This window comes from Aestuariivita sp., from assembly GCF_021404545.1.
Taxonomy (GTDB): Bacteria; Pseudomonadota; Alphaproteobacteria; order Rhodobacterales; family Rhodobacteraceae; genus Aestuariivita.
On sequence record NZ_JAAWWD010000078.1, the window covers coordinates 1 to 9,600 of the forward strand.

Here is a 9,600-nt window from a genome sequence, read left to right on the forward strand (position 1 = left end):
CCAAGCGGCCACGCTCGCCGTGCCCAATCTGGGGGTGTGTTGGATATCCCCGGCGCCCTGGGCCAGTACACGCCCGGTTGTTCTGCATTTCCTGCGTGGGTGAGACAATGCAAGGGGGGGGGTGGGGGCCGGGGTGCACGCATTCCCTTTGGGCACCCAATTGACGAATATCACCCGCCATATGGGCCAGCGGGACGTGGATGCCGCGCTCAAATCCGCGGGGGCGGAAGCGCAGGACTGGGAAGGCGGGACACGGATCGGGGCCTGCCTGCACGCGTTCAACCGCGACTGGTCGCGGCGGGTCCTGGGGCAGGGGGCGGTTGTGCTGCTGATCACCGATGGTCTGGACCGCGACGATCCGGAAAGCCTGGCGCGCGAGATGGAGCGGCTGCATCTGTCGGCCCGGCGGCTGATCTGGTTGAATCCGCTCTTGCGCTGGGACGGGTTTGCGCCCAAGGCCCGTGGGATCGCCGCGATGCTGCCGCATGTGGACAGTTTTCGCGCAGGTCACTCTATCGCGTCGCTCGAGGCGCTGGCCGAGGCGATCTCGAAACCTGATGATCTGGGCGAAAAGGCACGGCTGATGGAGATGTTGCGCACAGGCTGATCCGTGATCCGATTGCGCGCCTGCGGCGCACACCTATATTTAGGAGGGCCTCCGGCGGTCGTATTTTTTGGCGAAAAGAACGAGGGAGCTTGGGTGGCATCATCGAGGGAGGGAGAGATGGAGCGGTTTGACAAGAGCCCGGAAGTGGCGCTGGACTGGCACCGATCAGGCAAGGGCGCGGCGCTGGCCACGGTGGTGGAAACATGGGGCAGCGCGCCGCGTCGGGTCGGTGCACAGCTGGTGATCAGCGGCGCGGGCGAGATCGAGGGCTCGGTTTCGGGCGGCTGTGTGGAAGGCGCCGTGATCGTGGAGGCGCAAGAGGCGCTGGAGGCGGGCGCACATCGTCTTCTGGAATTCGGTGTGAGCGATGAGGATGCCTTTGCCGTCGGTCTGGCCTGCGGCGGTACAATCCGTGTGCTGGTCGAGCCTGTGGGTCCGGTCCTGCCAGAGGCGATGTTGGACGAGCTGGTGGAGGCGCGGGCCACACGCGATGCGGTGGCCTATGAGGTCAACCTGAGCACCGGTGCGCGGCAATTGGTGCGGGCGGGCTATGGCGAGCGCATGCGGCTTGACCGGTCGGGGTTTGAGCCGGGCGGTGAGGTGTTCGTTGCCGTTCACAACCCGCCCTTGCGTCTGATCGTGGTCGGGGCGGTCCATATCGCGCAGGCGCTGGTGCCGATGGCGCGGATTGCGGGCTATGACCCGGTGCTGATCGACCCGCGTGTGGTGTTTGGCAGTTCGGATAGGTTTCCGGGGGAGACGATCATGCTCGACTGGCCCGACGAGGCGGTCGCGGCGCTTGGGCTCGATGCGCGCACGGCGATGGTGCTCTTGACCCATGACCCCAAGCTTGACGATCCGGCGCTGGCGGCGGGGCTGAAAGCAGATGTCTTTTATTTGGGCGCGTTGGGCTCCAAACGCACCCATGCCAAACGGGTGGAGAGGTTGACCCAAGCCGGGTTCACGACCGCGCAGATCGGGCGCGTTCACGGGCCCATCGGGCTCGATATCGGGGCGGCGGGCCCGGCGGAGATCGCCGTTGCGATCCTGGCCGAAATGACCGCGGTCCTGCGCGGCAAGGCGGCATGAGGTTCGGTGCGGTCCCTTTGGCGCGGGCCGAAGGCGCGATCCTGGCCCATTCGGTGCGGGTGGGCGACCTGCGAATGCGCAAGGGGGTGCGGCTGAGTGCCGATCAGGTCGCTCAGATGGTTGAGGCCGGTCTCAATGATGTGGTGGTGGCCCGCCTGGAACCCGAGGATCTGCATGAAGATGAGGCGGCGCGCGTGCTGGCCGAGGCTCTGGTGCCGGATCCGGGTCTTGCGGGTCTGCGGGTGACCCAGCCCTTTACCGGCCGGGTCAACCTGATTGCACAGACACCGGGTGTCGTGATCCTGGATGTCGCGGCCCTGGAGGCGTTCAACGCGGTGCATCCGATGATCACCATCGCCACGGTGCCTGCGTTTCAGCAGATGAGCACAGGTGGGATGGTCGCCACGATCAAGATCATTTCCTATGGCGTCTCGGCGCGCGATGTGGCTATGGCCGCGCAGGCGGCGCGCGACAGCATTCGCATGGCGCCTCCGGTTCTCAGGACCGCGGGTCTGGTGATCACCGATATTCCGGGCGGGCCCTCGAATGAAAAGGGCCAACGTGCCATTGAAGCGCGGGTCGAGGCACTGGGCATGGAAATGGCAGATCTGCGCGTCGTCCCGCACGAGGTCGACGCCCTGGCTGAGGCGCTCACGGCACTTGGGGGAGATGTCGCGCTGATCCTGACCGGCTCGGCCACATCGGATGTCGAGGATGTGGCGCCGATGGCTGTGCGTGCCGCGGGTGGGGATGTGGACCGGTTCGGGATGCCGGTCGATCCTGGCAACCTGCTTTTTCTGGGCCGTCAGGGTGCGCGGCCTGTCATCGGCCTGCCGGGATGCGCACGCTCGCCTGCGCTCAACGGGGCCGACTGGGTGTTGTCACGCGTGGTCTGCGGGGTTGCGGTCAGCGGCGCGGATATCGCGGCGATGGGGGTCGGCGGATTGCTTAAGGAAATCCCGACCCGTCCGCAGCCGCGCGCGGGGCGAAAACCGGTCTGATCCAAATCCGGCCGAAAATCACCGCGTTGAGAAAAGATTTTTGTTCTCAACGCGAAAGCCGCGTGCTTAACTCACCCTCAACCAACAACGAGCTTTTCGGGAGGAAGCCATGCCACAGGTCTCAATGACCGTGAACGGTAAAGCCACGTCCGGTGACGTGGAAGGCCGTACACTTCTATCATCCTATCTGCGCGACCATCTGGGCCTGACCGGCACTCATGTGGGGTGCGACACGTCGCAATGCGGCGCCTGTGTGGTGCATGTGGACGGCGAAGCGGTGAAAGCCTGCACGATCTTCGCGCTGGAAGCCGAAGGCGCCGAGGTGGCCACCATCGAAGGTCAGGCCAATGCGGACGGATCGCTGAACGTGATCCAGCAGGCATTTCAGGACCATCACGGATTGCAATGCGGGTTCTGCACACCCGGCATGGTGATGTCGGCGGCGGCCTTGCTTAAGGACAACCCCAAGCCCAGCGAGGCCGAGGTGCGTGCGTATCTGGAAGGCAATATCTGCCGCTGCACCGGATATCACAATATCGTCAAGGCGATCCTGGCCGCCAGCGGTCAGGACGTTGGCGCCATCGCCGCGGAATAAGCCATGGATCGAGGGGCCAGCCCCTCGAGCTCCCCGTCGTATTTTCTGCAAGAAGAAGAGGCGGGGCGGGCTTGATCCCTGGCCTTTCGTCGAAATCGAGGCGGGCGGACCCGCCATCTCAGGGAGGAGATGAAGATGCCGAAAGATAGTGGAATTGGCGCCAGCCCGAAGCGGCGCGAGGATGTACGGTTCCTGACAGGGGCCGGAAACTATACTGACGATATCAACGTGAATGGTCAGGCCTATGTGCATTTCCTGCGCTCGGATGTGGCCCATGCGGCGATCAGGGGGATCGATACCTCGGCCGCCGAAACGATGCCTGGCGTGGTCAGAGTGTTCACCGGCGCCGATTTTGAAGGGGTGGGGGGCATGCCTTGCGGCTGGCAGGTCACCGACCGCCATGGAAATCCGATGCAGGAGCCGCCGCACCCGATCCTGGCGCAAGGTAAAGTCCGCCATGTGGGCGATCCGATTGCCGCAGTGGTGGCGGATACCTATGAGCAGGCCCGCGATGCGGCGGAGGCGATTGACGTCGATCTTGAGGACCTGCCTGCAGTCGTCGATATGAAATCCGCGCTGGCCGAAGGCGCGCCGAAACTGCATGACGACCTGACCTCGAACCTCTGCTATGATTGGGTTCTGGGTGAGACCGATGATGCGTTGGTCGACAAGGCCTTTGCCGAGGCCGATCACGTCACCACGCTGGAACTGACCAACCAGCGTCTGGTTGCCAACCCGATGGAGCCGCGGGTGGCCGTGGGCACCTATGAGCGCGGCACCGAGGATTACACGCTTTATACAACCTCCCAGAACCCGCATGTGATCCGTCTGCTCATGTGTGCCTTCGTGCTGGGTCTGCCCGAGCACAAGGTGCGCGTGGTCGCCCCCGATGTGGGCGGCGGGTTCGGCACCAAGATCTTCCATTACGCGGAAGAGGCGTTTTGCACCTTCGCCGCCAAGGCGTGTAACCGCCCGGTGAAATGGACATCCTCGCGCACCGAGGCATTCATGTCCGACGCCCATGGCCGCGATCACGTGACAAAGATCGAACTGGCGATGGACAAGGACAACAATTTTACCGCGCTTAGGACCAATACGCTGGCCAATATGGGGGCGTATCTGTCGACATTCTCGTCCTCGGTGCCCACGTGGCTGCATGGCACGCTGATGGCGGGCAATTACAAGACGCCCTGCATTCAGGTGAATGTGAAGGCGGTCTTTACCTCGACCGTGCCGGTGGATGCCTATCGCGGGGCGGGGCGGCCGGAGGCCACGTTCCAGATCGAGCGGGTGATCGACATGGCCGCGCGCGAGCGGGGGGTGGATCCTATCGCGCTCCGCCGCCAGAACTTCATCACCGAGTTTCCCTATGACACGCCGGTGGCGTTGACCTATGACACCGGGGATTACAACGGCACGATGGACAAGCTGGAAGCCGCGGCCGATATCGCGGGCTTTGCCGCGCGGCGCGCCGAAAGCGAGAAGCACGGCAAGCTGCGGGGGCTGGGCATCAATTCCTATATCGAGGCCTGCGGCATCGCACCGTCGAACATCGTGGGCATGCTGGGCGCGCGCGCGGGGCTTTATGATGCCGCAACCGTGCGGGTGAACGCCACAGGGTCGATTTCGGTGATGGTGGGGGCCCATTCCCATGGCCAAGGCCACGAGACGGCCTTTCCACAGGTGGTCGCCGAGATGATCGGGATCGACGAGAGCCAGATCGAGATCGTGCATGGCGACACCTCGAAGATCCCGTTCGGGATGGGAACCTATGGCTCCCGCAGCCTCGCGGTGTGCGGATCGGCCATGGTGCGCGCGACCGAGAAGGTGATCAACAAGGCCAAGAAGATCGCGGCCCACCTGATGGAGGCCTCGGATGCCGATATCGAGCTGAAGGACGGGGTGTTCAGTGTTGCGGGCACCGACAAATCGGTGGCCTGGGGCGATGTGACCCTGACGGCTTATGTGCCGCATAACTTCCCGCTGGAAGAGATCGAGCCGGGACTGGAGGAGACCGCGTTCTACGATCCGGCCAACTTTACCTATCCGGCGGGCGCCTATGCCTGCGAGGTCGAGGTGGATCCCGAAACCGGAAAGGTGACGATCGAGCGGTTCTCGGCCGCGGATGACTTTGGCAATATCGTCAACCCGATGATTGTCGACGGTCAGGTGCATGGCGGGATCGGTCAGGGCATCGGGCAGGCGCTTTTGGAGGGCTGTGTCTATGACGAGAACGGGCAGCTTCTGAGCGGGTCCTATATGGACTATGCGATGCCGCGCGCCGATGATGTGCCGTTCTATACGGTGGATCATTCCAGCCAGACGCCCTGTACCCATAACCCGCTGGGCGTGAAGGGATGCGGCGAGGCGGGGGCCATCGGCTCGCCGCCGTCGGTGGTCAATGCGGTGATCGACGCGCTGCAATCGGGCGGGAATGAGGTGGCGCATATCGATATGCCGCTGTCGCCCGCGCGTGTGTGGCAGGCAATGAACGGCTGAGTGGAGAGGACGGGTGCGAGGGGCCGGCCCCTCGCGCTCCCCGGGAATATTTTTGGCCAGAAGAAGCATAGGGTGCTTGTTGATGGCGGGAGGACTGAGACATGTATAATTTCGAGTTTGAACAGCCCGGCACGATTGCTGAGGCGGCGGCGGCCCTGGGGTCAGAGGATGCGCTGGCGCTGGGCGGGGGACAGACGCTGATCCCGGCGATGAAGCAGCGGCTGAACGCGCCTGGGACGCTGGTTTCGCTGAGCGGGATTGCCGAGATGAAGGGCGTGTGCCTGCGCGATGACGGGGCGCTCTCGGTGGGGGGGGGCACGATCCATGCCACGGTCGCGGCGCAAGCCGGGGCGCATTATCCAGCCTTGGCCGCGTTGGCCAGCCATATCGGCGATCCTGCGGTGCGCAATCGCGGCACCATCGGCGGGTCGCTGGCCAACAACGATCCGGCGGCCTGTTACCCGTCTGCCGTTCTGGGATCGGGGGCGACAGTGGTCACCAATACGCGCGAGATCGCGGCGGATGAGTTCTTCCAGGGCATGTTCACAACAGCGCTGGGTGAGGGGGAGATCATTGTCGAGGTCCGTTTCCCGATCCCCGAAAAGGCGCATTACGAGAAATTCGTGCAACCCGCGTCCCGCTTTGCGCTGACGGGTGTTTTTGTCGCCAAATATGCCGATGGGGTTCGAGTGGCGGTGACCGGAGCCTCGGAAGAAGGGGTCTTCCGGTGGAGTGAGGCGGAGGCGGCCCTCTCGGGTGAGTTCTCGGCCGCCGCGATTGAGGGGCTGAGCGTGCCTGCCGACGGGATGATCGGTGATTTGCATGGCACGCCTGCCTATCGTGCCAGCCTGGTCAGCACGCTGACGAAACGGGCGGTTGCCGCCGCGCATTGAGCATTGGACGCGGCGGGGAACGGTCCGGTCCCGGTGGTGGGCCGTTTTCCCGTGCCTATTGCCCGCGCTGCGCTAACATGATGCAATGAGATGGCCCGATATTCCCTTTGCGCGCTGGAAAGACACCGGTGCCAGTCTGCACATGTGGTCCCAGATCGCAGGCAAGTTCCGTCTGGCCCATACTCCGTGGCAGAACCATTCCTGGCACGCCACATTCTATGTGACTGCGCGGGGGCTGACCTCGTCCGCGGTGCATACCGGAGGCTCGTCCTATGAGATTCTGTTCGATTTTCTGGATCACCGGCTGATCGTGTACTGTGCGACGGGTGCTGAGCGTTCCTTTGCTCTGGAGCCGATGTCGGTGGCCGCGTTTCATCAACGGTTTCGCGAAGCCCTGCGCGCGGTGGGCGCACCCGACCGGTTTCACGGCAGCCCGAATGAGGTGCCCGACCCGGTGCCTTTTGCCAAGCAGACCGCCCCGGGCGCCTATGACGCGGATGCGGCGCATGACTATTGGTGTGCATTGCGCGCGATGGTGCCGGTATTTCAGCAATTCAGGGCCGAGTTTCTGGGCAAGTCCAGCCCGGTGCATCTGTTCTGGGGAAGCTTCGATCTGGCGGTGACGCGGTTTTCGGGACGGCCCGCGCCCCTGCATCCCGGTGGATTTCCCGCCTTGCCCGATGCGGTCACACAGGAGGCTTATAGCCACGAGGTGAGCTCGGCCGGGTTCTGGCCCGGCGGCGGCGGTCTGGAGGAGGCGGCGTTTTATGCCTATGCCTATCCCGTGCCGGGCGGGTTTGCAGACGCCGCCGTTGTGCCGGCGGCTGCGTCTTTCGACGCGGCGCTGGGTGAGTTCGTCCTGCCCTATGCGGCAGTGCGGAACGCCAACCGCCCCGAAGAGGCGTTGCTGGCCTTTCTGCGCTCGACCTATTCTGCGGCGGCGGATCTGGGCGCGTGGGACCGTGCCGCCCTGGATCGTCGCACCGCGCCAATGGGCAAACCGCCACCGATCTGAACGCTGTGCCGCCTGAGCATGCCCCCCCCTGTGCGGAGCAACCTCCCGGGGGGGCGCAGAAAAGGCGCCGCAAGCGGGCGCCTTTGAGGATCGTCACTGGGGCGCGATCAGCCTTTTTGCGGCAGGGGTCCGATCATCATGATCATCTGACGGCCTTCCATCTTGGGCATGTTTTCAACCTTACCCACCTCTTTGGTATCTTCGGCGACACGTTCGAGCAATTGGCGTCCCAGGTTCTGGTGCGCCATCTCGCGCCCCCGAAACCGTAGCGTGACTTTTACCTTGTCGCCGTTTTCGAGGAACTTGAACACATTGCGCATTTTCACTTCGTAGTCATGGGTGTCCGTATTGGGGCGGAACTTGACCTCTTTGACTTCGATGATCTTTTGTTTCTTGCGCGCCTCGCTCTCGCGTTTTTGCTGTTCATACTTGAACTTGCCGTAATCCATGATCTTGCACACGGGCGGAGCGGCGTTGGGCGAAATCTCCACCAGGTCGAGACCGGCCTCTTCGGCCATGCCCATGGCGCGCTCGGGTGTGACGACACCCACGTTTTCGCCTTCGGCACCGATCAGGCGAATCTCAGGGGCGCGGATCTTTTCGTTAACGCGGGGGCCGGTGTCGCGTTGCGGCGGCGCGTTGTGGGGTCTGCGGGCGATGTCTGTGTTCCTTTGTTTGTTGTCGCAAATCTGAGATCGCAAGGTAAACGCGGGGCGATGCCACTTCAAGGCGCAAATAGGCCAAACGCTGCTGATTTCGGAGCGCTTGGGCCTTTCGCCTTTTTTCCGGCGATCCTTCCTGACATGGCTTTGCGCATCGGCGCGCAGGGGGCGTTTGCCGGGTGTGACATGGAGAGTTTCAAATGAGAAACCTGTTATTGATTGTTGCTGTGGTTGCGATTGCAGCTGGCGGGTATTTTTTCTTTGTCGGCCGAGAGGCGGACGAGCCACCAGCGGCTGTGGCCACGCAAGAGCCAGCGGCAGAGGCGGTGACGGCACCTGACCCGCTGGACGAGGCCGACCGGACCGTCGATGAGGCTGTTGATGAGACGGTGACAACGGTCGAAGACGCGGTGAATGACGCTGCGGATCAGGCAAGCGATGCTGTCCAAGGCGCTGCCGATGCGCTCGATAACGCAGCACAAGGCGCCGCCGATGCGGTCGAGGATGCAATCAACGCTGTGACCGGTGCGGCGGGTGAGACGACCGAGGGTGCGGCAGATGCCACGACCCAGGCCGTGGAGGGCGCAAGCGATGCCGCTCAGAGTGCTGCCACAGCCGCGGATGATGCGGCTGAGAACGTCGCCACGGCGGCGGGCGATGCGGTTGCCGCGGCGACGGAAACGATGAACCCCGCCGATCTTCTGACGGTCGAGGGGTTCGATTTTGACCGCGTGTCCGAGCTGATCGAGGGATCGGATCTGGGGGCTTTGCAGCAGACAACGCTCAAGACCGGGCTGGATCAGGCGCGCGACAACCCTGAGCTTTTGCAACAAATCCTGGATCAGGTGCGCGAGGCCCTGGGTCTCTGAAAAGTCCGACCTTCATTTGACGGTGTCTCAAGTGCCCCCGCTGGTCGGGGGCACTTCTTTGTTCAAGGGCACGAAGCCTTGGCGCCCCTCCGCGCGACAACGGACGTGTTGCCCGAAGTGGACACTGCGCAGGCGATCAAACCGGTGCGGCGTAGACCTGACCTGCGCGCAGTGGGATGGCACATGGTCCGGCACGCGCTCCGTCAATGGCGTCGCCTCCGGTCGCATGGGATGCCATCCGGGCAGAGGAGTGGAGATGCTCTGCGGCAATCGTGGTTGGATCGAGGGGCACGTATGAGCAAGACTGCTGGGTGCCGCATGCAGAACCTTCACTGTCAACCCGGTCTGTATTGCAGGGGCGGCGGGGCAA

General features: G+C 63.7%; 8 protein-coding genes and 1 pseudogene. 8 read left to right on the forward strand and 1 reads right to left on the reverse strand.

From position 1 onward, the window contains the following. The 7 genes and pseudogenes from HEP69_RS23325 to HEP69_RS23355 form a co-directional block, all read left to right on the forward strand. Positions 1 to 607 (forward strand): annotated as a pseudogene (locus HEP69_RS23325) (VWA domain-containing protein); the annotation flags it as partial. A gap of 117 nt (positions 608 to 724) precedes the next feature. Beyond that, positions 725 to 1,696, forward strand: coding sequence for an XdhC family protein (locus HEP69_RS23330; RefSeq protein WP_290560920.1), 972 nt, complete (start codon positions 725 to 727; stop codon positions 1,694 to 1,696). Continuing rightward, positions 1,693 to 2,697: a molybdopterin-binding protein gene (locus tag HEP69_RS23335; protein WP_290560921.1), complete on the forward strand. Its 1,005-nt coding sequence runs from the start codon at positions 1,693 to 1,695 to the stop codon at positions 2,695 to 2,697. Before HEP69_RS23330 ends, HEP69_RS23335 begins: the two co-directional genes overlap by 4 nt. Positions 2,698 to 2,806: 109 nt before the next feature. Next, on the forward strand, positions 2,807 to 3,292 hold the full coding sequence (locus tag HEP69_RS23340; RefSeq protein WP_290560922.1) for a (2Fe-2S)-binding protein: 486 nt from the start codon (positions 2,807 to 2,809) through the stop codon (positions 3,290 to 3,292). Between the two features lie 135 nt (positions 3,293 to 3,427). Continuing rightward, positions 3,428 to 5,791 (forward strand): xanthine dehydrogenase family protein molybdopterin-binding subunit, encoded by a 2,364-nt coding sequence (locus HEP69_RS23345; protein WP_290560923.1) that lies wholly within the window; start codon positions 3,428 to 3,430, stop codon positions 5,789 to 5,791. Positions 5,792 to 5,892: 101 nt separating this feature from the next. Beyond that, positions 5,893 to 6,684: a xanthine dehydrogenase family protein subunit M gene (locus HEP69_RS23350; protein WP_290560924.1), complete on the forward strand. Its 792-nt coding sequence runs from the start codon at positions 5,893 to 5,895 to the stop codon at positions 6,682 to 6,684. A gap of 85 nt (positions 6,685 to 6,769) precedes the next feature. Then, positions 6,770 to 7,699, forward strand: a complete 930-nt coding sequence (locus HEP69_RS23355; protein ID WP_290560925.1) for a DUF5996 family protein — start codon at positions 6,770 to 6,772, stop codon at positions 7,697 to 7,699. A gap of 107 nt (positions 7,700 to 7,806) precedes the next feature. On the opposite strand, the gene infC is transcribed toward HEP69_RS23355, so the two are convergent. Next, positions 7,807 to 8,358 carry a translation initiation factor IF-3 gene (gene infC / locus HEP69_RS23360; RefSeq protein ID WP_290560927.1) on the reverse strand — a complete coding sequence of 184 codons (552 nt, stop codon included), beginning with the start codon at positions 8,356 to 8,358 and terminating at the stop codon, positions 7,807 to 7,809. Positions 8,359 to 8,561: 203 nt separating this feature from the next. On the opposite strand from infC, the gene HEP69_RS23365 reads away from it, so the two are divergent. Continuing rightward, positions 8,562 to 9,230 carry a hypothetical protein gene (locus HEP69_RS23365; protein WP_290560926.1) on the forward strand — a complete coding sequence of 223 codons (669 nt, stop codon included), beginning with the start codon at positions 8,562 to 8,564 and terminating at the stop codon, positions 9,228 to 9,230. Positions 9,231 to 9,600 lie beyond the last annotated feature (370 nt).

Bases quoted from the DNA above. Each gene is read 5' to 3' on its own strand.
- HEP69_RS23365 (WP_290560926.1), top strand. From the start codon at position 8,562: ATGAGAAACCTGTTATTGATTGTTGCTGTGGTTGCGATTGCAGCTGGC.
- HEP69_RS23330 (WP_290560920.1), top strand. From the start codon at position 725: ATGGAGCGGTTTGACAAGAGCCCGGAAGTGGCGCTGGACTGGCACCGA.
- HEP69_RS23345 (WP_290560923.1), top strand. From the start codon at position 3,428: ATGCCGAAAGATAGTGGAATTGGCGCCAGCCCGAAGCGGCGCGAGGAT.
- HEP69_RS23355 (WP_290560925.1), top strand. From the start codon at position 6,770: ATGAGATGGCCCGATATTCCCTTTGCGCGCTGGAAAGACACCGGTGCC.
- HEP69_RS23340 (WP_290560922.1), top strand. From the start codon at position 2,807: ATGCCACAGGTCTCAATGACCGTGAACGGTAAAGCCACGTCCGGTGAC.
- HEP69_RS23350 (WP_290560924.1), top strand. From the start codon at position 5,893: ATGTATAATTTCGAGTTTGAACAGCCCGGCACGATTGCTGAGGCGGCG.
- HEP69_RS23335 (WP_290560921.1), top strand. From the start codon at position 1,693: ATGAGGTTCGGTGCGGTCCCTTTGGCGCGGGCCGAAGGCGCGATCCTG.